Below are 23260 nucleotides of genomic sequence, written 5' to 3' on the forward strand. Positions count from 1 at the left end.
TAAAATATTCATTTGGTTTAGAAAAAAAAGAGACCGGCACCTGATTCATTAAAAATCAAGAGGCCGGTCTACACTGCTATTCTCTAAACATATCTTCCGATGAGGGCTCTATCAGGGAGCCACCATCACTCCTATTTCATCCATATTTACTTTAGCAACGGCAGCATCAGGTGTAGTGGCCTCCAGTTTAATGAAACGTGCCCGCACTTTCTGATTGAAAGCAACCGTCTGTGGCAACGGATTATGCATGATATTGCTGAACTCCCCACTAGTAGGCACCTCTTTCCAATTCTTACCATCCACACTTACAAAGAATTTATAACGGAATGCCATCGTTGGCTTAGCCTCGGCTTTCGCGGGAGCATACGTAAAACTGTTCAATGTTACTGTCTTCCCCAAATCAACCGTTAATGGAGAGACGGCCACTTGTTTCCATCCGGAACGCGGCAAATTATTCCAGTCTTCTTTCTTTGTTTCTTCCTGCAAAGGTTCCGCATAATAGGCAGCAACCTGACTAATAGATGCAGTCAACCGGCATTCGTCTATTTTCACGCGAAGCTTACTGGCTTTAACTGCCGGAAAACGCAACATACGCTTATATCCTATCGTCGTACCTTTTCCAACTTCCTTCCAACCATTATCAGTCAGGGCTTCCACCGTAAAGGCTTCTACCCGCTGCCCTTTCGTTATATCCTCCTGAAGCATCACCACATTTATCTCTGCATTCGGCTTCAATGAATAAACCTTTTCACTGCCGAAAGTTGCATTCCAATATTTTCGGCCATTCACAACCTTGTTAGAAGCGAATACCCGCTCACGATAAACTGCAAATTCATTCAATCGCTGCACATCGGCTTCATTAATCAATCCCCTACGATCCGGAGGAATATTCAGCAACAAAACGGAATTATAACCTACTGATTGAAAATAAATATCCGCCAAATGTTTCAAAGACTTCACTTTGCTGTCTTCTTCCACATGATAGAACCATCCCGGACGAATGGATACGTCCACCTCCGAAGGATACCAGAATAATTCCGTAGCTTTCTCCAATATCTTACGACTTCCCAAATCTTCCGCTTTACCAAAAACTCCCAGACGATTATTATTCTCTTGTGAACGGGTATATATGCCGGGAGTTAGCACAGTTGCACTCCATTCAGTTGCACGTCCTAATCCTTTTTCGTTTCCTACCCAGCGGACATCATCCCCCATAATTGCCATCACAGCTCTGGGTTGAAGGCGTTGGATGGTCTGATAGAAAGCATCCCAATCATACACCTGTTTCTTTCCGTTCGGACCTTCTCCATTCGCTCCGTCGAACCAGACTTCATGCACTTCACCATAATTAGTGAGCAATTCAGTCAGTTGCCGGATAAAAAAATCATTGTAACGGGGAGAGTCTCCATAACATTCCGCATTCCGGTCCCAGGGAGAAAGATATACTCCAAACTTCATATCATATTTATCACAGGCAGCACGAAGTTCTTTCACTACATCGCCTTGTCCGTTTTTCCAGGGAGAAGAGGCTACGGAATGTTTGGTAGTAGCCGTAGGCCACAGGCAGAAACCGTCGTGATGTTTTGCAGTCAGAAGCACCATTTTAAAGCCGGCTTCCTTGAGGGTACGTACCCATTGTTCAGCATCCAGTTCCGAAGGGTTAAAAAGTGCGGGGTCCTCTTTTCCGTCGCCCCATTCACGTCCGGTAAAGGTGTTGATTCCGAAATGAAGGAAAGCAGTCAGTTCCATTTGCTGCCAGGCATATTGCTGCGGAGTGGGTACCAGCCGTGCTGCCATATCGACTTTCTGTTCGAGAGTTGCACCCTGAGGAAACTCAACATGCTTCACATAATAGTTTTCTTTTTTCTGCGCCTGCACTCCACCCATAAGAGTAACAGACAATAAAAGAGAGGTTAGTAGTTTATTCATGGTCTATTCATTATTGTAATCGTACAAAGATAAAATAAAGGTGCAGATTTCAACGATTATCACAGAATACTTTCTTACGATATTCCATCCAATCAGTGCAACCCCCACCTTTATATATTATCTAAAAACCTATTGATTCAGTATCTATTTCACCGGATAAAGGGTAAATTCAAAACTCTGTTTCTTTAATGGAACCAGATATTGCGGTAATACTCCGGGACCACAAGTGGCCGTTCCCACGCCTGCCTGTTCGGCATCCAGATGTACAGTCAGCAATCCGTCACGTTCCAGTTCATTAATATGGCGGGCCTTCTCTAATAATACATCCGAGAAAGGAATGATACTAAACTGGAAAGCACGATCCGACTCAACAAAGATGCCTTCGCCGGAAGTATCTGCCAATTTTGCCCAACGTACATCGGTGCGGTTACCCGTAGCCTGCGGAGCAACATAATAATGGAACATCCGTTCCGGTGTGGTCTGATATACACCGATTTTGCCGGATTGATTGCGGTCAACGTATGTTTCATTGTCCCCACGTCCCAGATAAGAAACCTGATCGTAAGAGTTCGCTACCCGGAATATCAGTCCCAAGCGGGCTATGGATTTCACGATGGTCGTATCAGGTTGGAAAGTAGTGTGTACCTTCAGTGCACCGTTTTTATCCAACGAATACACAAAGTCGGCTGTTCCTACCTTTTGATTTTTCGCATTTAGAATTTCTACACGGGCAGTAGTCGAAGTCTTACTTTCCTTCAGTGAAATTACTTTCTGGGTCAGACCATCCAGTCCTGCATCGCGCCACAGGCGTGCGCCGTTCTTATCCCGGTTGTCATTATCCGTTGCCGGGCGGAAAAGGCTCAATGTCAGCGGAGCAGCCAATAAATCTTTGCCGTTCAGATTCAATGAAGTAAGTGCTCCTGTTTTCTTATCAACGGTGAAAGTCGTTTCGCCTGCTTTTTGCGGACGGTAGCCTGTGTAATTCTTATTACCGGCAAGTACAAACTGGTCGTATGCCACTTCCCAGTCCTTATCTATCATTGAAGAAGCTTCACGACGGGTCCAGCTGATATTCAGATAAGCCTCACGGACTGTATTCGGAAGTTTTACAGCACCCAAAGTAACATCGACGGTGGCGTGCGGCGCACAATCAACCATTTTCGTACCTTCCGCCAATATCTTGCCATTATCTGCTGTCACATTCCAGTTCAGTATATACTCGTTCAAGTTAGAGAAATCATACCAGTTCTTAACACGGATGGTCAGATTCTTCTGATTTGCGAGCGTTGCTTTTATGTTCTGATATACTTTCTTTACTTCGAGCAAATGCGGGTGCGGTTCACGATTAGCACCTACCAAGCCGTTACAGCAGAAGTTGCCGAAACTCGGAATTCCTTCCGGTCCGTAATCACCACCATACGTCCAGTACCATTTACCGTTCTTGTCTATTTCGCGGAATGACTGATCCACCCAGTCCCAAACGCAGCCGCCTTGTGCCATCGGGTTGTTTTCAAATACATCCCAGTATTCTTTCAGTCCACCGCAACTATTACCCATTGCATGGAGGTATTCACAAAGAATGAAAGGACGATAGATGTCTTTCTCGTTTACATATGCTTTGATGTCGTCCACACTGCGGTACATACGGCAGTAAATATCTGTGTTATAGTTCAATTCAGCACGTTCATACTGCACGGGACGAGTTTTCTCTACCGATTTCAGCCAGTCATAGGTACGTTCGAAGTTGATTCCGTTTCCGGCTTCATTTCCCAACGACCAGATAACGATAGCCGGGTGATTCTTGGAACGCTCATACATGCGGTGGGTACGATCCATGTGCGCAGTCAGCCAAGTACTATCCTTGGCAAGGGAAGCAGGACCATATCCCATTCCGTGAGATTCGATGTTTGCCTCGTCAATCATGTACAAGCCGTAACGGTCGCAAAGTTGATACCAGTAAGGATGCGTGGGATAATGTGAGTTACGCACGGTGTTGATATTGTGCTGCTTCATCAGTTTGATGTCCAGTTCCATCAGTTCCTTGCTCACAGTACGTCCCAGTTGGGAGTGTTCGTGACGGTTGGTTCCCTTCACCAGTACCGGAACGCCGTTGATACAGAAACGTCCGTCTTTAATCTCCGAGGTACGGAAACCTACTTCACAGCCGGTCAGTTCAGTGACCTTGCCTTGTTCATCTTTCAATTCGAGCATTAATGTATAAAGATAAGGATGCTCCGCGCTCCAAGCCTTTACACCGGGGAGCTTCTTTTCTTCAAATGCGATAAAATTGCTCAATCCACGGGATTTTATCCGGATAGCATCCTGCAAAACAGCTTTACCATCAGCATCTTTCAGTGTATAAGCAATGGAAGAAGTAGTAGCGGAAGGTCCCTCTACGGTCACTTCAAGTCCGAAAATACCATCTTTGTATTTCTCTTTGTCTAAAGAAGCATTCAGTTTATAGTCTGCAATATACTGTTTGGGGGTACTGTAAAGATACACGTCACGTTCGATGCCGCTCAAACGCCACATATCCTGACATTCCAGATAAGCGCCCGAACTCCAACGGTACACCTCCAAAGCGACCACATTTTCACCTTCATTCAGTACATCTGTAATATCCCATTCGGCAGCCGTCTTTGATCCCTGGTTATATCCCAGTAATTTTCCATTCACCCATACATAATAGAAAGAAATAACTCCTTCACAACAAAGTACAACCCTGCGTCCTTGCCAGTCGGCAGGCACTTTGAAGGTACGGCGGTAGGAGCCGACTTCATTCTCTGCATAAGGAACCAGCGGCGGATTTTTCTTGAAGTTGAACATTTTATCATCAAACTCGTACGTCTCGTTGACATAGATAGCTGTACCATACCCCTGTGGTTCCCAGTTACCGGGCACGTTGATGTCCGCCCATCCTCCTGTATAATAAGAAGGTTGGTAAAAGTCCTTCGGACGGTTATCGGGATTCTTCACCCAATGGAATTTCCACTTTCCGTTCAGGCTCATATAAAATGGAGACTGCTCGTATCCTCCCGGCTTTTCAATGTCGGAAGCGTTGGCATAAGGCCATACGTATGTGTGAGGAGCGAGTTTGTTCAGTCCCACCGCATATTGGCTTTGCCATTCGGGCAACGGTTGTTGTTGCGCTAACATGAAAGTTGTGGCAGCCAGTACTGCTGATAAGATTAAAAACGTTCGTTTCTTCAGGTTATTCATGGTTAAGTACTCATTATTAATTTAGTTCATACTATTTCTTAAAGCTATTATTTTAAGGCACGGATTACACAGATTTCACAGCTTCAGTACTATGATTACGCAAAGCAACAGTGTTAATCCGTGTAATCCATGCCTCAAATAACCAATATTGATTATTCAATCATTATTTCATCAAAATAAACTCTCGCCTCTTGTCCCGGACGTACATGGTCGGCAGGACATTCTCCCGCCCCTTCTGCCGTTACACGGACATATCTTGCTTCCGTTCCTTTCATATCCATGGAGAAATCTTCGATAAAGGTTCCTTCACGGAATATATCCCGGAAAGTAAAATTCAGACCTGCTACCTCACGATAGGTTTCGTTATCATCTGAAACTGCGATACGGATTGATTTCGGTTTATGTACCGCCATGCCGTAATTAGTGATACAACCTATAGTAAAAGCATTCAATTTTTCTTTTTGCAGCAAATCTATCGTAAAAGATATGTGGTCGCTCTTCTCCCAACAACACCATTCAAAGTCTGTATACTTCAAGCTACCACGTAATCCGTTCGTCATGAGTTTCTCATTCGGTTTATTTCCGAGGATAGGTTTGCCGGTCGCTTTGTTCCAGACAATAGGTAATACAAGCGTCTGCCCCATCTGCTCACCTTGTGCAAAGGTAGCACTCTTAATGGTTTGAGTCGCCGTTACCGTTAATGAATCGGTATATAAAGATGAACTAGCCGTCGGCTCGCTACCATCTACTGTATAACGGATTTCCACATCAGGACGAATACACTCCAACTTCACTTGCAACACACCATTTTCGGGAGTCACTTTATGCTGGATATTATACATGGAACGAGCATAAACAATTCCCTTCTCTGCAAGATGCTCATTATACCTGTCCATTCCTTTCAGGAACAAAGCCCAGTCTTTTTTATCCGGTTGTGTCCAAGCTACTTCGGCTAACGCGGCTAAACGAGGAAATAAAAGATAGTCCACATCTTCCGGTTTATTACAGAATTCTGTCCACATACAAGCCTGTACACCCATCAATAACGAAGCATATTCCGGTTTCCAATCCTTTTGTACCGGCTCGTAGTCATACACGTCTTTCAGGGTATTATTCCCGAAATATGTCAACGGTTCAAACCACTGCGGTCCCTGATAACGAATCAGATACATAATGCGTGCCGGAGTCATAATAAAACGATGTCCTTTCTCTGCCGCCTTCAATGCAGCCTGTCCAAACCCTTGCCAACCAAGAATAATAGACTCTTCCGGCAGAAAACTGCTATTGGTCAGTTCATCCCAACCGATCACCTCTCTGCCTTTGCTACGTACATAGTCACTTATCCGCTTCATGAAATATCCTTGCAGGTCCTCTTCATCAGCCAGATTTTCTTTTTTCATCCGTGCCTGACACAACGGACACTTCTTCCAATGTGTTTTTTGAGCCTCGTCACCACCAATATGGATATAGCGTGAGGGAAACAATTCCATGATTTCATCCATCACATTTTGCAAAAAGTTGAAAACACTGTCGTTTCCTGCACAATAAATGATCTCGGAATTTCGTCCTCCCAAGCCGGGCAATACACCAATATAATCCTTCACCGTCGGGCAAGCCAGTCTGGGATACGCTGTCAATGCAGCATTGCTATGAGCAGGCATATCTATTTCGGGCACAATCTCAACCTGACGTTCAGCAGCATAAGCCACCATTTCCCGGATGTCCTCTTGGGTATAGAAGCCTCCTACCGGGGTAGGTTCTCCCTTTTTCGGATTGCGACGGGCAGGAAAAGGCAAATCCTGATGATCCACCCGCCACGCACCGACTTCCGTCAATCGGGGATATTTCTTTATTTCCACCCGCCAGCCATTGTCGTCTGTCAAATGAAAATGAAGTGTATTCAGTTTAAGCATTGACATACAATCAATGATACGTAATACATTTTCTTTAGGAATAAAGAAACGGGATGCATCCAACAACAATGCCCGGTATCCGAAACGTGGTTCATCCTGAATGATTACGACCGGAATGCTCCATTCCAATTTCTTGTCCAACAAACTTTCTCTTTCAATGGAGGGAGGAAGTAATTGGCGAATTGTTTGTAAGGCATAGAAAAAGCCTTTGTTATCCGAAGCCTTAATAACGATCTCTTGGGGAGAAACTTCCAAAGAATAGGCTTCGCTCTTCAAAGAAGGGTCTGTCAGCAAACGGACATTCCCCTCTCCTCCTACATTCAGTTTGGGGGTAAAACCGGCTGTACGAGTAAACAAAGTAATCAAACCTCTTGCAATTTCCGCCTGCTCCTCATTCTCCACTGCAAAAACTGTCTGATCGGAGAATAAATGGTTGCCACTGCCCGGCATCATCTGTGCCGGGCGCGGAACCATAGAAATACTGCGTGTTAAGTTTGTATTATCACATCCTGTCACTATTGATGCCAGAAATCCGGTCAACAGTATGAAGATATATTTTATCATGATATTATTTCAGGGTTATTCCTTGTCTCTTTCGGGGGAGAATCGGACAGGGTCATTATATTGTTCTTGTAGTTTCAACATCTCTTCTTTCAATTCCTTCACTACCGGCTCGTATTCAGGTTGCTCGTAGAGGTTATGCATCTCTGTCGGATCTGCCTGTATGTCATAGAGTTCCCACCAGTTGATATCATTATAGAAATGAATCAGTTTATAGCGTTCTGTGCGTATTCCATAATGGCGTTTCACCATGTGCTCGGCCGGATATTCATAGAAGTGATAATAAAGTGCCTTGCGCCAGTTTTCCGGATGTTCTCCTTTCAACAGAGGAACAAGCGAGACTCCCTGAATATCCGATGGCACCTCTGCTCCTGCCAATTCGAGGAAAGTGGGTGCATAGTCGATATTCTGTACCATTTCGGTGATATCCCCTCTACGGTCGAAGCCTTTCGGTAAGCGCATGACAAGCGGTGTACGCATGGATTCTTCATACATAAATCGTTTGTCGAACCAGCCATGTTCGCCCATATAGAAGCCCTGGTCGGAAGTATAGACCACAAGTGTATTATCCAGCAATCCTTTTTCTTTCAGATAATCGAGTACACGACCTACATTGTCATCCAGCGATTTAACCGTCTTCATATAGTCACGCATATAACGCTGGAATTTCCAATTGGCAAGGTCTTTGCCTTGCGGATTCTGTTTGTAGAAGTCATCGATAATCGGACCATAGAATTTATCCCATGCAGCACGTTGTCCTTCGTCCATTCGGGCTAAGAATCTTTCGTACAGTGATTTTAACCGCGAGTTCTTGTCAGGACGCAGCATTTTGAGGTCATAGATCATATCCATATCTTTCACGATGCTCATTTCTTGTGCAGCGGCAGCCGGACGGCCTTCATAATCATCAAAGAAATTATCCGGCAACGGGAAGGTCTTGTCTTCATATAAAGCCAGATTGCAAGTATCTGCCATCCAGTTACGATGAATAGCCTTATGATGAATCAAAAGGCAGAAAGGCTTTTGTGGGTCACGCTTGTTTTCCATCCAGTCAATGGCATCATCCGTAATAAGATTGGTGATATAACCATGTTTCTGAATGGTATCATTGTCCTGCGTAATAAAGTCCGGATTATAATAATCTCCTTGTCCGGGGACGATTTGCCAGTAATCAAATCCTGATGGCAAACTCTCAAGATGCCATTTACCGACTAATGCGGTCTGATAACCGACTTTTCTCAAGAGTTTAGGGAAAGTCTGCTGAGAACTGTCGAAAACGCAAGTGGTATTATCATAGAATTTGTTTGCACAGCTATGTTTACCCGTTATCATGCAGGCACGGCTGGGACCACTTAAAGAATTGGCCACAAAACTTTGAGTAAAACGTACTCCGTCAGCTGCAATACGGTCGAGATTCGGAGTTTCCATATAGCGAGTGTCATAACAGCTCATCATTTGAGCCGTATGGTCGTCTGTCATGATATAAACAATGTTCAGAGGTTGCTGTTCCGCAGGTTTTTGCTTGCCTGCACAAGAAGCTAGGGAAGCTATAGCAGCTACTCCCGCTAAAGGAAAAAATAAGTTTGATTGCAGTTTTTCCATAAATACTATTTTGTATAAGATTGCAGTAGCAAAGATAGAGGATAACCATCTATTCAGACTTCCACAAATCACCAATTAATGTCCAATATTCTACAAATCTTTTTATTTCATCAAAAAATACAGGAAATCACTATTTACTTGCTATACTTATAAGTAACAAAAAGGGGGATTTTCCCCCTTTTAATTGAAAGGCATTCATGTCATTAAAAAATCTGATGACAAAATAAACCTTTTACTCTCCCGCTTCGGGAACCGGTTTGATCTTATCCGCTAGTGCACTCCAACCCGTTTTATATGCTTCCACTTTATCTATTGCTACAAAGATAGATTCCAAAGCATCACAGCCCTCGAAAGCCGTAGCATTATATCCTAGGGTAGTTGCTGATAAAATAGTCAAGCTTTTTAAAGCAACACAATTCTTGAATGCCCGATCGAAAATATTAATAGTCCCCTTTGGAAGAATAATTGTTTCAATGGATGTATTCTTATCCTTTTCCGGCAAAGCTGGAAGATTTATATAGAATGCGTTAGCTGGAATAGCAGCACTATATACCAATTCCGATAAATCAATATTTACCACACCACTTGCTGTCTTTAGAGGTGTAGCGATGTGATCTCTAAGACTTGGAGCTCCTCCAGAACACGTTCCTGTCACCTTAACACTCAATACCCCCTCCGGTATTGTGATTGCCGCACCTGTATATTCTATAGTAGTCCACTGGATACCTGGATCTGTAGCTGCCTTAAACGTCACTGTTTTAATTACTGTTTGAGTTTCTCCATCCGAAAGCAAGAAAGCGACTGTAGCTTCTCCGGCTGCCGGATAAACAACTTTCAATTTTGTGTTATTTCCCGAACCTGTCACTTGTATTGTCCAGTTTGAAGGATTGGTATCCAACATTCTCATAATACAGCCTTCCGGAAGCACTATCGGATAAGTTTCTTCTCCTGCAGTCTCTTTACTATATTCCGCTGCTAAATAGCCATTCCAGTTGATATATTTAGGAAGTTCTACCGTTGCACCTCCGTTCAATGTAATTGTAACAATATTACCCGATTGAGTAACGCCCGTCACAGGATGGGCAACCGGATATGACGGTATCGTCACCGAGTTATCACCAATAGTTAATTTGGTAGAACCGTCCTGATTTGTTTCCATTTTGATAGCATCTCCACTATTTACGTAAATAGTTTTACCATCTACCTGCAAGGGCTCACCGCCCAATGTCCAATACCATTTACCATCATCGCCTTTATCCACGCCAATACTTTCTTCATTTGTTCCACTCACCTCACCATCTTTGTTGTAAAACAACGTAATAGGAGATGCATGAAGAAATGAAATTTTATAGCCTTCCGTTCCATCTTCTTTTGTCACCTTCTCTACATCGGTAATATAATCTGTAGCAGTAAGAATTCCCTGCAAGGAATTCAGTTGCTCAACCACTGTCTTCTGCCATTTCTCCAAAGCGGAAATTCTCTCTTCCTGTCCGTTGACTGCATCCCACAAATCTCCGTCATCATAGCTACAACTGCCTAATAAAGTTGCCGCAAATACTACACATAAAATTGATTTCAGTTTCATATTATTATCTTATTAAAAAGGTTTATTTATTCAGTTTATTAATAAAGGATCAGATCTTTCCGATATGGCATATCATGATCGGTATAGGTATCGTCGATATAGAAACGAACCCAGTCTATCTCCATACGGGGAATCAGCGCATTCGGATTATTTTTCAACATATTCCTTGCTGTCAGATAACTCATTTCCATTGATGGATAATCCGGAGCCTGTTTACCTAGGAACATCATCGTCAGAATGTAATAAAGTCCCTCGGTATTTACTTTATCTGTAAACGGCCATCTGGCACCATTAGCCAACGCTTGTGCTTCAGTTATAGTTATTGTAGTCTTACCATTGACTCCCATACGCACGGTTTGATTATCCACCCATTCCATCCAATAAATCTGGAACTGATCTATTGTTCCCGCAATGTCGGTTACGGCAACAGTCGGATTATAATGCCGACTTCCCCCTGTTCCAGGAGCTGTGTTTCCGATATGGAAAGTTTGTTCCGCCGATCTTCTATAGCTTAAATTTCCATGTTTGGTGTTATTTTCCATCACGTCTATTTCTCCAAAATCCGGCCAGACATTCCACTGCGAGTCGCCTCCTACCTGCTCATTACCTTGGAGCCAGATACCCGGTAACATTCCGCTATTTTCTGCACCACGAATACGTGCACGCGTCTCAATACGCATTCCCGGATAAATACGGATATTAGAGGATGCCCAAGTAGGACTATTTACATTTCCTCGCATAAACTTACAGGAATAAAAAGCAGAAGTTCCAAAATCTTTAGTACCATTATTTCCTGGAGTACGCTCTTTCAGTGAAATCATTCTCAAATAACCTTCGTCTGTAACCCATGCATATTTAGCATTATCCACAGAACCTGCAGTTTCTACTGCCGCTGTATTCTGGTCAGCAAAACCTAAAGGATATTCATTACTTACATATGTTTTATCATTACTTTCTTTCGTCGTTAAACACGAAGATATTTTATGAAATTCATATGCACGAAAGAATTTCCACTTTCCTTCCGGAAGCACTTTTCCACTATTCGGATGAGGATCTCCCTCATTCATTACCTGATAATTAGTCTGTCCCCAAGCTTTTATAGCCGCTTCATTTTTCGGTGAAACAAACAACTGGTCTGCATCTTCATATAACCAGCGTTCATCTCTTACCTCACTGCCCATATTTTTATGAATATCAGTCTTCTTTATAGTCAGCTTCGTAGCCTGTAAAGGATAGCGGCTAAGAACAGGAACTGTAGCAAGATCAAGAGTCAGCTCTTCATCCTCGGTAGTATTCACATCTTTTATCATAGTAACCGGCGCACTTTCTACCGAGTTCGCTCCAGCAGGAATAGTCAATTCTAAAGGAAGATTTTCATAACGTTCTCCTTCTCCGGCCTTAGGAGTAATAGTAATGGTAAGTTCATCTTTCAATGTAGTGTTGACGGAAGCTACCAATACAAAAGTCTGTCCCTCCTTCACCGTATTATCGGCATTATTCTTCAACGAAACTTTAGAGTAGTGGTAGTCACTGACAGTCACAATTTGCAAAGCACCTGCCATTCTATATCCACGTGCAAATGCAGATATTTCGATGGAACGTTCTCTATTCAGTCCTTCTTTCTTTACAGGAACCCGGACGGTTTTAGTCATCTCTCCCTGCCTCATGGTAACCACCGATGGAAAATCATCAAATACCAACTGATCGACTGCTCCCTTATCAGTAGTGGCACTCAATCTGATATTCAGATCTTCATTCATCGCTTTTTTTCCTTCTTCCGTACCTGTCACGTCAAAAGTGATTTCCAGCACCTCTCCCATTACCAAATCCGTACTGTTCAGTGTCATCTTTAAAGGTACAGGTTCTGCCAACGGGCTTACATTATCATCGTCAGAACATCCTGACATACTCACTGCCAGTAATATAAGCAGCATCCACAAATATGTCCATTCTAAAATCTTTTTCATACAGTATATCTTTAATTATAAAGTCTATGATTATTATTTCCACCCCGGATTCTGCTTCATCTGCTTATTCAGTTCCAGTTCACTTGGAGGAATAGGTAACAGATAGTCTCTCTTAGGATTGAATTGATAACCACCCGGTATCAACTCCTGCAAAGGATCCATCCATCCGTTGCCATCTACCAATACTTTGGCTAATGCTTCATGTTTATCTTCCGCAAATGATTTGTATAAAACACCATCATGTCCCAAATATGCTCCTTTGCCACGTTTGCCAACAATTACCTTATCAGCAGCCCAACGCATCAGATCATCCAGACGATATCCCTGCAGTGCCAGTTCCACACGACGCTCACGACGAATCTCTTGCATAACGGGAGTCAATGTATAACCATAATCTGTAAAGTTAGGATCTCTGGCAGGTGTCACATAAGTTACTCCGGCACGTGCACGCAGAGGTTTCAATGTTTTACTTAACACTTCATCATCACATTTGCCCAATTCCTCGGCAGCTTCGGCATAGCTCAATAATGCATCAGCATAACGCATGAGTACCAGTCCGGTTTCACAGTCCCCTGAAACGTATGTCGTATCTACTCCGAGACGAATGTGATACCCTGTTACATTTTTAGCATTACCATCACCTGCCAGGAAAGGAGGATTGATTGTTTTATCACCGGTAGAAGCATCTGCCACTTTCATCGGACGAGAACCTTTAGCAGTAGATTTAAACTTATAGCCACTGCTCATGATAGTTTCTGTGAGGCGCAAATCCCGGCTTTTAAAGGTTTCATTAAAATCTTTAAACTTGCTATTATTCGGATCAACAGGCGTTCCATCAGCATTCAAATAGGTATTTACCAAGTCTCCGGCTATACCGGCAGGTCCATCCTGATCGACAACTCCTCCACCCACTAATCCGGTCAAGGCATGAAACACACCGTCAGTAACCGAATATTTTCTCCAGAACAATACTTCTGAAATGTTGGAATAATCATTTTGATTAAACAGACGTCCGTAAGCATCTCCCGGATTGACTACACCGCCATCTGTTTCTTTCGTATTTAATTTTATACCTTGCTCGAAAAGCATATCTCCCCATCTCAACACTTCTCCAAAGAAATAAGCCGATTGGTCAGTGGCAGCCGCAAATTCATCATTCTTGTGGTATTTCTCCCACGAACCTTCGTATAGCGCAACCTGCATGGCAAGCAACATAGCCGCTTCCTTACAAATACGCAAACCGCTGTATTTGCTTCTATTGAACAATAGTTTCTCTGCTTTGTCCAGATCTTCCAAGATAAATTTAGCAACTTCACCACGATCTTTCTGCGGGATCTGCAAACCGGCTATCGTGGCATGTTCATCCCAGAAAGCATCCATAATAGGAATATTACCGAACTTCTTCAACTGAACAAAGTGCCAGTAAGCCCGCAGGAAGTAAGCTTCGCCTTTCAATGATTTTACTTCTTCTGTTTCCATGTCTTCCGGTACTAGGTAATAGTGAAAGAAATAATTCACATTACGCAGATTTTTATAACCGTTTTCCCAGTCTTCACTGCTGGAAAACAAGGTTTCCTCACCATTCAGACGCTTATTGTAAATTTCGGAAAGAATATTATCACTGTTCTTTTCTTCTCCACGCACTCCCATTCCGAATTTCGCCAATGAAGGAAGCGCTGTATAAAGACCATTGATATATCCACGCACTTGGGCTTCACCGGACAAGAACGATTCGTTGTTCGGTACGGTAAGCGGCTCACGATCCAGAAAGTCGGCACAAGAAGATACACATATTCCAAGACCTGCCATCAATACTATATATAAATAAAATCGTTTCATACTTCTCTGTTATTTATTAAAAAGTAAAATCAAGACCAAATACAAAGTTTCTGTTCATCGGATATACTTTACCGTTACCGTTCTCATTGGCAGCGGAGGTAAGTCCCGGTGCTGTAGCATTGCTACCACCCGCCCAAGTATTTACCTGATTCAAGGTTTCAGGATCAAAAGCCTTAGGCAACTTAGTAATAGTAAACAGGTTGTCACACGTAAAATATACTCTCAAATTTTCCAGTCTCATAGTTTTCAGGAGCTTCTTGTCGAATGTATAAGACACGGTCAGGTTCTTCATACGCATATAAGCGGCATTGACCATATAGCGTGTTGTATTGTAACCAATATTTGTATTATAATCTACTGTTTTGGGATCTGTCAGACGAGGAAGATATCCACGGGGATTCGACGGACTAAAATAGTCGAGATGCTCTTTAAAGAAGTTCTTTCCACCAAAAAGATAAGTACTTCCCGCTAATGCAAAATCACGTTTCGCCACTCCCTGGAACAAAGTAGAGACAGAGAATCCTTTATATCCCAAGTTCAAATTTATACCAAATGAATATTTAGGTGTAGCATTTCCGATTACCTTCAGATCGCCATGATCCTCCAATGTTCCTTTTCCCGGATCTACTTTACCATCACGATTAGTATCCAGATATTTCAAATCACCCACTTGCCAAAGGTTGTCATTCTTAAAGAAAGAAAGATCTTTACTATTCAGATATGAATCAATCTCCTGATTGGTCATAAACAAGTCATCTGCTACGAATCCCCAGATCTCACCTATATCCATTCCTTCATAATAACCTTTGTTGCGATCCAAACCGGTATGGTTGTTATAAATAATACCTTCAGGATTGTTATACTTCGTAATCACAGCCTTGTAATTGAATAAATTGAATCCTATTCCATAACTAAAACCACATTTCAACTTATCCTGCCAGTTGACAGAGAGTTCCCAACCCCGGTTACGAAGAGTAGCATTATTTATTTTTGCACGATCATCGGGAATGATACCGCTGACAGCCGGAATAGCTTCAGCAGGACCAATCATGTCTTTGGTCGTACGTTGATAAACATCAAACGTTACAGACAAACGGTCTTTCAATAACATAAGATCCAAACCGAAGTTGGCGGTGTCTACTTTCTCCCATGTAATGTACGGGCTGATCATTTTCGGAGTTAATGAGATTGTTCCTTTACCTATTACATCACCTCCTCCCGGAAGTAACCATGCATTCACATTATTCGGGTCAAGACTCATCACTCCCAGATAATCATATAATCCTGCACCATTCTGATTTCCCAGACGTCCATAAGAAACACGTACTTTGAATTGTGATACCGGCATATTCAAATCGGCAAAGTATTTAGTACGGGCAATGTCATAACCGGCAGAAAAAGACGGGAAGAATCCCCAACGATGTCCCGGCGCAAAGCGGGAAGAGCCGTCATAACGTCCGCTAAGTTCCAAGAAATATGTATTCTGATAGTTCCAGTTGATTCGGGTATAAAATCCCATCGTAGCCCAGTGAGTGCGAGCCTCTCCGGCATATACGGTTCCATCGGCATTGTCAAATGAATAAGTATCTTCGCTCAACATTCCATCTTTATACATATATTCACTGGAATTTTCTTGCAATTCCATTTGATAACCTGCCATGATTTTAAAATCATGATCCCCCCATTGATTCATGTAGGTACTGGACAAACTGGGAGACAGATAGTAATTGAAAGCACTACCGCGTGTCAGTGAACCGAAACGTGTATTTTGCCATCTCATACCCGGATATTGATATCCCTGACGGTTGCCGGAAGTCTCTATAACTTGCCCGTTAGGCAATGCATGATTGCTTTTTTTCAATTTGAAACTATTATTTTCCACATCCAAACGGGCTTTCATTTCTCCCATGATATCCCATCCTTGCAGCGGAGTAATAATAGCCGAGAAAGATAATGCATCCGAAACACGGTTCTGATTATAATTGGACTTTTTCAAGTATAATAATTCATTCCAAGTTGGAGTAGAATACTCCGCCTGTTCAATGGGTAATTGAGTCACACGGGTTGGAGCCGTATTGGCTATCGTACCATAAAAAATAGTCTGATTAGCCATCGGACGATTGATTATGTTTATCGTTGCATTATTATTAAAGTGGAATTTCAACCAATCGGTTGCTGTAACCGAAAATTTAGTATTGATATTATACTTTTTCAGATCATCCTGAACCTGATCCATCAAACCTTCCTGATAAGTATATCCTAAACCAATGTAATAAGTAGATTTTTCTCCACCACCCTGTACACTCAAATTATGAGAATGACGTATCGCACGGTCTTTGAAATAATAATCAAACCAATCTGTATTACCATACTGAACATTATCGGCTGCTGCCCAACCGTCACCCGCTTGATTAGGACCGATGCCGGGAAATTCTGCCGAATAAGGATTAGCCATAAAGCCTTTTATCTTTTCGATGGTTGCATTTGAGATCTGAGCTGTACGTCCCATATTCACATCCCGCTGATTGCAATAGTTGGCATACTCTAATGAGTTCATCATTTGCGGCATATTAATAGGAGAACTGAAACCAACCGTTCCGCGATAGGTAACACGTGTCTTTTCCTTCCGTCCGCTTTTAGTGGTAACCAATACTACTCCATAAGCAGCACGGGCACCGTACACAGCTGATGCGGAAGCATCTTTCAAAACACTGATACTTTCGATATCGGCAGGATTAACATTCTGCATACTTTGTTCCACACCGTCTACCAATACATAAGGTTCGCCACCATTGATAGAACCAACTCCACGAATATTAAATTTAATTTCAGCACCAGTCTCACCACCTACACCGTCCGCTGCAGCATCTGACGCAAAGTTCAAACCAGCGACATTACCTTGCAACGCGCTAGTCACGTCGGTTACCGGACGATTGACAATCGCATCGGACTTAACTGTAGCTACGGCAGCCGTAATTGTATTACGTTTCTGCTTCCCCATACCTACCACTACCACCTCATCAAGTACTTTTGAGTCTTCTTTGAGCACGAAACGATTACCCTCCAGTTTCGTTACTTTTACTTCAAGAGGAGAAAAACCTACATAAGAAATAGTTAATGTGGCTCCAACTTTACCTTTTACAGAGAAATTTCCATCAATATCGGTTATGGCACCTTCTTGCCCTCCTTTTACCATGACTGTAGCACCAATAACAGTTTCACCCTTATCATCTACTACTTGTCCTTTAATCATTTGTTGCTGTGCAAATACTCCCGACGGAAATAACAGGAGTAGCATCAGAAGAACAACAAAGCAGCTTTGTTTTTTCATAAGCTTCTTTCTTTTCATAATATTACATTTAACAATAAAGACTTTATTTATTAGCTAACAAAAATAAATCTCAAAGACTCTTAGTTTAAAAGAGTTATTAAAACTACGCATTCAACAACTCTTATCGGCTACAAAAATATGAAGGCTATGAAAATAAGATGTTCCAAAATCGCTATTTTATATCCAATTTTGTCTGAAATCATCCATTTCATCGATAAATTATAGCGTTATAGACATCATTAAACACTTTTCAAGTCAAATAAGGAAAGCTATAATTATGATAAGACCTAACTTTTCTTTTGAGCTGAATACATGTTCTATTTTTCATATTCAGGAAGATGAAACGGTAACAGAAAAAAGTACCCTAACATAAAAAAGCATTAAGAAACTACATATATATGCATATTAGAAGAGAAATACTACATTTATTTTCGGATAATATGCATTCTTCCCAAAGAAATTGATAAACTTCCTCGGTGAGCAACAAACCGTTCCTCGGTGAGCAATACCTCCTTACTCACCGAGGAACCGCCCCAAAGTCACCGACCAAGGTATAAAAGTTTTCTGAAAAGACTATTTGCAAGCTAGTTCATCTTTAAATAAACAACTGAAACAAAAAGCAGAATATTCTCTATATAGGAAAATAAGAAGCATATAAACATAAAAAATGAACCTACAAGAAACACTTTCAAAGGCTATACAGCAAAACAGCATACAATCTCACACTCTATAAATGAAAATGAAGCGCATTTTTCAGCAAGCCATTGACCATTGACCTAAATATTAAAAGCAGGATGAATGGAATATACATTTTTTCAGATCAGCACATTTTTAATCCGATCCTTTCAGCAACCATACTCTTTCAACGTCTGCATCAACTTCGCTCCATTGATCGGCTTCACTAGATAATCATCGCAACCGGCTTTCAAAGCAGCCACCCGGTCGGCATCAAAAGCATGAGCGGTCAAGGCGATAATTGGTATTTCCGTATTGAACTTCCGGATCTCGGAAGTTGCAGTACGCCCATCCATAACAGGCATCTTCATATCCATCAATATCAGATCCACCGGTTGAGTCCGGACGATCTCAACCGCCTTCAGCCCATTCGGAGCATGTAACAACTGAAATTTATTTTTCAATATAGAAGATACTAAAAAAAAGTTACTCTGAATATCTTCTACTACAAGCACTCTTTTAGAAGACTTCATCTCTTCGGAAGCATGAGGTTCTTCTTTTTCCACTTCCCTCCCAAGGCGCTGACGGGAAATATACAGTCCGCTGTCGACCGATTCGAACTGACACGGCAGAACCGCCCAGAACAGGGATCCTTTATCAAATTCCGACTCAAAACCTATCTCTCCTTTGAAAGCCTCAACTATGGCTTTACAAATAGATAATCCCAATCCGGTCCCCTGCGCAAACTCATCCAGTTTTTCAAAACGCTGGAACACCTTGTCTTTTTTATCTTCCGGTATGCCGATGCCTGTATCACGAACATAAAGATGAATACTCCCGTTTATCTTTTCATATCCCATTTCAATCATTCCTTCGCAGGTATATTTGATGGCATTAGTTACAAAATTGGTGAGAATCTGTGCCAACCGGTTCTTATCCAGACGAACGATACAAGATTCATAAGGATTCATAGCAACCAAACGAACCTGTGGATTCACTACACGACGATGCATTGCAGCAGCCAATTCATTGAAATAAACAGCCAGATCAAAATCCTCGTATTTCAATTCTACCGAGCCGGCTTCTATTTTCGAAAGATCCAGTATGTCATTAATCAGTTTCAGAAGTGATTCATTATTGGCATTGATAATCTGAATGAACTCTTCTTTTTCTTCTTTATCTTCCGTCACCATCAGCAAGTCGGAAAAACCAACGATAGCATTTAGAGGAGTACGGATTTCGTGACTCATATTTGCTAGAAAAGCAGACTTCAACCTATCGGATTGTTCAGCCCGGCTCCTCGCCTTTTCAAGTTCACCAATCATGTGCTGCCGCTCGGTCACATCATCCACGCGAATTACCACACCATCAACATCTCCCTGTTCATTAAATATAGGAGTAGCAAATACTTCAATGACGTGCTTGTTATCCAGATTAAACAAAATAGACTCTACCTGACCGGATTGGCGGGCACGTTGCATCACACAATTCTCACAAGGAGCGTTGCGATTATGGGCTGTCAAATAGCAAGGTTCTCCTTTCTTATAAGCCTCATACGAAAGGCTTTTACTACAAAGCGAGATATTCTCCCATTGTACGATATAGTCGTTTGCAATATACGCCAAGCCTGAATTAATATTGTTCAGCACCAATTCATTCTGACGAATCAAATGAATCATCCTTTGTTCGCTCTCAAGGAGTTCTTTTTTCGAGCGCACAGCTTCTTCATAGAGATTATCATATTTGTTTTGCCATAAGATACGCTCGGTGACATCCTGAGTTATCACCATATAATTCGTAATTTCAGACTTTTCATTATGAACGAAAGAAACAGTGATCTCAAAGAATCGAGTACCGGACAAACAAGTAGGGAAAAGATGACGTAAGGCATCAAAATCATATTTTGCAACGAAACGCACAGTCTCCCCTTTTCTAATTTGTTCTCTGATTTCATCAGAGAAACTCGTATAGTTGAATAGATTATAACCCAAAATGTCTTTTTTGTCTTTTATCCCCATTGATCTCAACCGCGAATAATTGACATCTATCATAATGCCATCCTTATCATACAACTCGAGTCCTACAGACAAATCATTAAAAATGTCATGTAATAAATTATCAGCTATCCCATTTATCCGAATCTGTTCCATGTAGCAAGATTTGTATAGTATTGCAATTTCGTTTGTTCAGCCGGGCAAAGTTAAACAAATATTTTGCTACATATTAGAAAAGGGACCTTTTGGCCCCTTTCTGTATCTTTATTTGGTGCTTTGGTATAGAAAACTTTCAGCTTTAGCCAATGTCTCCGGTTTACCGATGTCAATCAGTTGTAAATTCTCTGCAAGATAACCGGAATAGTTTATTTGCCGACAAGTGGCAAGATAGAAATCCATAATAGAAAACTTCCCTTCCCAACGAGGCGTATCCATAAATTGGAAAATGGCAGGTGAAAGGACATGGATACCGCTGAATGCATATTCCTGATAGCATAATTCATCATATTGGAATCCCTCCGGCTTCACCTGTCCCGTATCCTTGTTAGTCCAGCCACAAAGTTTCTTCTTTTCATCAAAAAGCAGATAACGAGAGGTTTTACGTCGGCTTGCCAGTAAAGTTGCCACACCGCCACTCTGTAAATGATAGTCATATAATTCCTTCAGATTCACATCTGAAAGAATGTCTACATTATGTATCAGGAAAGGTTCATCCGAATTTTCAAAGAAAGAACGGGCTTTCTTGACTCCTCCACCAGTATCGAGCAACAAGTCACGTTCGTCGGAAATATGTATGGTAAGCCCGAAATTCTCATTGACTTTCAGGAAGTCAAGTATTTGATCGCCAAAATGGTGGATGTTAATCACAATTTCCGTGAATCCGGCAGCTTTCAGTTTTAAAATCACATGTTCCAACATCGGATGTCCGGCTATGGGAACCATAGCCTTAGGCATGGTATCGGTAAGCGGTTTCAACCGGCTACCCAAACCGGCAGCAAATATCATTGCTTTCATTTTATTCGTAACTTCCTCCTTTATAGTTAATCTCTTTAGATGGTTGCCTCAAACGTACGTTCTATATTCTGTTCCCGGTGCACCAGTTCGACTTTCACACCAAATTTCTGATTCAGGTGTTCTGCCAGATGCTGGGCTGAATAAACAGAACGGTGTTGCCCTCCGGTACAACCGAAACAAACGGACAAATTGCTGAATCCACGTTCCATATAGCGTTTTACGGAGGCGTCTACCAAAGCATAGGCATGATCGAGGAAACGAAGTATTTCACCATCTTCTTCGAGGAAAGTGATTACAGGTTCATCCAGTCCGGTGAAAGGTTTGTAACGCTCATACTTACCGGGATTGTTGACGGCCCGACAGTCGAATACATAGCCTCCTCCATTGCCGGTAGAGTCATCAGGAATTCCTTTCTTATAGGCAAAGCTCATCACTTTGACAGTAAGCTGCCGCTTTTTCAGGTCGTCCGTAAATTGTTTCAGTCCGGTAAGTTCCTGCAAAACCCTGCAGAGATACGGATATTCCGGGTATTCTTCTTTCAACAATTCACGCAGGTTTTCGATAGCATAGGGAACGCTTTGAATAAAATGAGGTTTCTTTTCGAAGTATCCGCGGAAGCCATAAGCCCCTAGCACTTGCAACGTACGGAAAAGAACAAAGTGACGAAGTTGGCTATAAAAATAGGATTCGTCAATCGGTTGGTATTTGCGAAGAGCGTCTATATATTCTTGCAGCAGTTCTTTACGGAGGCTATCCGGATATTTCGCTTTCGCTTGCCACAGGAAAGAGGCTATGTCATAATAGAACGGACCTTTACGTCCTCCCTGAAAGTCGATAAACCACGGCTCCCCGTCTTTTATCATCACATTACGACTCTGAAAATCACGATACATAAAAGTAGCGGAAGAACTACGTAGCAGAACATCGCTCATCTTCTGAAAATCATCTTCCAGTTTGTCTTCCTGAAATTCCATTCCGGTAGCTTTCAGAAAACAATATTTGAAGTAATTCAAATCCCAAAGGATAGAACGCTGATTGAACTCCGGTTGGGGATAGCAACGGGAAAAGTCGAACCCGTCAGCACCGGCAAACTGAATAGCGGGAAGTAAACGGATCGTCTTGCGGAGCAGTTCTTTTTCTTCCTCGGAAAATACACTGGTGGCCCGGCCTTTCTCAATGGCATGAAACAATAAAGTATCACCTAAATCTTCTTGCAGATAACAAGTTTTATCTTCCGATGCAATGTAAACTTCGGGAACCGGTAGACCGTTTTTACGGAAATGTCCTGCCATATAAAGAAAAGCTTCATTCTCATCAATAGAGGTTCCATATACTCCAACCAGTGTTTGTATGCCCGTCAGACGGAAATAACGGCGATTGGAACCGGAAGACGGTAATTCTGCGATGTTTTCAGCGGGAACACCTGTATATGACTGATAAAGTTTCTGTAGTTCTTCGGTAATCATAGTCGTATATTTTCGGGCAAAGATAGAGAATCCAGCTAAATAAAGAAAAGAATTTTCATTCAAAGACCATTCTCTGACTCAAAGGAATAATAAAATAAGTTTGCTTTCTTAACAAATATTCATTTGAATATATTATCTTTGTTTCAGTTTAACTGACCTAATACC

11 protein-coding genes are annotated in these 23260 nt (G+C 42.0%); all 11 read right to left on the minus strand.

Annotation, left to right across the window (positions count from 1 at the left end; genetic code table 11):
* Window positions 1-111: 111 nt before the first annotated feature.
* The 11 genes from AB3G73_RS09225 to AB3G73_RS09275 all read right to left on the minus strand — a co-directional run bounded on the left by AB3G73_RS09225 (window position 112) and on the right by AB3G73_RS09275 (window position 23095).
* Window positions 112-1929, minus strand: a complete 1818-nt coding sequence (locus AB3G73_RS09225) for an alpha-L-fucosidase (protein WP_367744596.1) — start codon at window positions 1927-1929, stop codon at window positions 112-114.
* A 144-nt stretch (window positions 1930-2073) separates the two neighbouring features.
* On the minus strand, window positions 2074-5148 hold the full coding sequence (locus AB3G73_RS09230; protein ID WP_367744598.1) for a glycoside hydrolase family 2 TIM barrel-domain containing protein: 3075 nt from the start codon (window positions 5146-5148) through the stop codon (window positions 2074-2076).
* A 152-nt stretch (window positions 5149-5300) separates the two neighbouring features.
* Window positions 5301-7625, minus strand: a complete 2325-nt coding sequence (locus AB3G73_RS09235) for a family 20 glycosylhydrolase (RefSeq protein WP_367744599.1) — start codon at window positions 7623-7625, stop codon at window positions 5301-5303.
* A gap of 15 nt (window positions 7626-7640) precedes the next feature.
* Window positions 7641-9224: a sulfatase gene (locus AB3G73_RS09240; protein ID WP_148364731.1), complete on the minus strand. Its 1584-nt coding sequence runs from the start codon at window positions 9222-9224 to the stop codon at window positions 7641-7643.
* Between the two features lie 232 nt (window positions 9225-9456).
* Window positions 9457-10809 (minus strand): PL29 family lyase N-terminal domain-containing protein, encoded by a 1353-nt coding sequence (locus AB3G73_RS09245; protein WP_195649517.1) that lies wholly within the window; start codon window positions 10807-10809, stop codon window positions 9457-9459.
* Between the two features lie 38 nt (window positions 10810-10847).
* Window positions 10848-12776, minus strand: a complete 1929-nt coding sequence (locus AB3G73_RS09250) for a DUF5006 domain-containing protein (protein ID WP_195649518.1) — start codon at window positions 12774-12776, stop codon at window positions 10848-10850.
* 33 nt (window positions 12777-12809) lie between these two features.
* A complete protein-coding gene (locus AB3G73_RS09255; RefSeq protein WP_320979692.1) occupies window positions 12810-14615 on the minus strand; it encodes a RagB/SusD family nutrient uptake outer membrane protein in 1806 nt (601 codons plus the stop codon).
* Window positions 14616-14631: 16 nt separating this feature from the next.
* Window positions 14632-17964: a TonB-dependent receptor gene (locus AB3G73_RS09260; RefSeq protein WP_217721167.1), complete on the minus strand. Its 3333-nt coding sequence runs from the start codon at window positions 17962-17964 to the stop codon at window positions 14632-14634.
* An 827-nt stretch (window positions 17965-18791) separates the two neighbouring features.
* Complete coding sequence (locus tag AB3G73_RS09265) at window positions 18792-20771, minus strand: response regulator (protein WP_367744603.1); 1980 nt, start codon at window positions 20769-20771, stop codon at window positions 18792-18794.
* 108 nt (window positions 20772-20879) lie between these two features.
* Complete coding sequence (locus AB3G73_RS09270) at window positions 20880-21629, minus strand: nucleotidyltransferase family protein (RefSeq protein ID WP_167511756.1); 750 nt, start codon at window positions 21627-21629, stop codon at window positions 20880-20882.
* Between the two features lie 35 nt (window positions 21630-21664).
* Complete coding sequence (locus tag AB3G73_RS09275) at window positions 21665-23095, minus strand: RNase adapter RapZ (RefSeq protein ID WP_367744605.1); 1431 nt, start codon at window positions 23093-23095, stop codon at window positions 21665-21667.
* Between the last annotated feature and the right edge of the window lie 165 nt (window positions 23096-23260).

Source organism: Bacteroides sp. L008 (assembly GCF_040812255.1).
In the GTDB taxonomy this organism is placed as follows: Bacteria; Bacteroidota; Bacteroidia; order Bacteroidales; family Bacteroidaceae; genus Bacteroides; species Bacteroides vicugnae.

What these genes read in the sequence shown, in the direction of transcription:
- AB3G73_RS09270 (WP_167511756.1), bottom strand. Translation starts at nt 21,629, where the DNA reads ATGAAAGCAATGATATTTGCTGCCGGTTTGGGTAGCCGGTTGAAACCG.
- AB3G73_RS09235 (WP_367744599.1), bottom strand. Translation starts at nt 7,625, where the DNA reads ATGATAAAATATATCTTCATACTGTTGACCGGATTTCTGGCATCAATA.
- AB3G73_RS09230 (WP_367744598.1), bottom strand. Translation starts at nt 5,148, where the DNA reads ATGAATAACCTGAAGAAACGAACGTTTTTAATCTTATCAGCAGTACTG.
- AB3G73_RS09225 (WP_367744596.1), bottom strand. Translation starts at nt 1,929, where the DNA reads ATGAATAAACTACTAACCTCTCTTTTATTGTCTGTTACTCTTATGGGT.
- AB3G73_RS09255 (WP_320979692.1), bottom strand. Translation starts at nt 14,615, where the DNA reads ATGAAACGATTTTATTTATATATAGTATTGATGGCAGGTCTTGGAATA.
- AB3G73_RS09240 (WP_148364731.1), bottom strand. Translation starts at nt 9,224, where the DNA reads ATGGAAAAACTGCAATCAAACTTATTTTTTCCTTTAGCGGGAGTAGCT.
- AB3G73_RS09265 (WP_367744603.1), bottom strand. Translation starts at nt 20,771, where the DNA reads ATGGAACAGATTCGGATAAATGGGATAGCTGATAATTTATTACATGAC.
- AB3G73_RS09250 (WP_195649518.1), bottom strand. Translation starts at nt 12,776, where the DNA reads ATGAAAAAGATTTTAGAATGGACATATTTGTGGATGCTGCTTATATTA.
- AB3G73_RS09245 (WP_195649517.1), bottom strand. Translation starts at nt 10,809, where the DNA reads ATGAAACTGAAATCAATTTTATGTGTAGTATTTGCGGCAACTTTATTA.
- AB3G73_RS09260 (WP_217721167.1), bottom strand. Translation starts at nt 17,964, where the DNA reads ATGAAAAGAAAGAAGCTTATGAAAAAACAAAGCTGCTTTGTTGTTCTT.
- AB3G73_RS09275 (WP_367744605.1), bottom strand. Translation starts at nt 23,095, where the DNA reads ATGATTACCGAAGAACTACAGAAACTTTATCAGTCATATACAGGTGTT.